The following is a 1,023-nucleotide window of genomic DNA, read 5'->3' as shown; positions in this document are numbered from 1 at the left end:
CATCCTGTATAAACTCATCTGTATCTAAAGAGTGATTGAAATTTTCTATATTTTGATAAACTTTTTCTAAAAATTCCAAAGGTAAAATAAAATCTTTACTGAGTATGTTTTCTAAAATTTGTTTTAAAGCTAAAGCATCGTCTAAAAATCTTTTAGCATTATCTTGATCTTTTTGTATTTTTTCTTTGAATTTAACTAGGAGTTTATCACTTCTATTTTTAGTTAAATTTTTGGGAAGTTCAAACTTGGGTTTAAATTTTGTAAGGAGTTTTTCACAACATTCTTTAAAGGAAAGTTCTTCAGTAAAATTAATCCTTGCTCCACCTTCAGTGGCATTGTAAAATTTAGCTTTTTGTTCGTTGCAAGCAAAAAGATATTCAAGCTTTATGCGATAATCATTCCAAGCAATATGAGTTAAAACTTCACCTTTACCTGCATAGGCGGTGACTTGTAAAGTTCGTAAATTAAGAGTATGGTCTATCCTTTCACCCAAAGCAAAACCTTTAGAATGCGAATTTCCTTCTTTATCAAAGGCCAAATCTTGTCCTATCATGATAATATTTTTAAATCCTAAAGCCAAAGCTAAAGTATAAGAAAAATGACTTACATGAGTACCTGTATCAATATAACCAAAGTCGCTAAGATTGAAGCGTTGGTATAAAGGATCATCTCTTAAAATCACACTTTTATTATCTAGTACACGAACCAAACTAGGATGAGTGGCGCATGAAAGCATATTTAAAGAAGTTTTATTTTCTTTATTTTGAAAAAATCTTAAAGGCAAGTCTTCAAAGTCAATATTTAAAACATAATCAGGTATTATGCCTTCTTTTTCAAGCATACTTAAAGCCCCATCAGCACAAAAGATCACTGCTTTATCTTGATAAGCTTTAAGTAAAGGAAGTTGTTTAGCTAAACTAGGTCCTGCAGAAACTACTATAGCATTTTCAAATTTGTTTTTTCTTTCATTTAAGATTCTTTGAAAAGGAATGCTTTCAAGCATAGAAGGGATGTTTTGTAAAA

1 protein-coding gene is annotated in these 1,023 nt (G+C 29.8%); it reads right to left on the bottom strand.

Features of this window, described 5'->3' with window-relative positions; genetic code table 11:
- Nucleotides 1-1,023, bottom strand: a 1,023-nt coding sequence (locus tag AJ881_RS03740) for a motility associated factor glycosyltransferase family protein (protein WP_148122999.1), incomplete at both ends; no start/stop codon positions are given.

The organism is Campylobacter sp. BCW_6460 (assembly GCF_001762705.1).
GTDB classification, from domain to species: domain Bacteria; phylum Campylobacterota; class Campylobacteria; order Campylobacterales; family Campylobacteraceae; genus Campylobacter_D; species Campylobacter_D jejuni.
The sequence above is the reverse complement of the archived record's forward strand: the minus strand, read 5'-3'. Positions and strand labels throughout refer to the sequence as shown.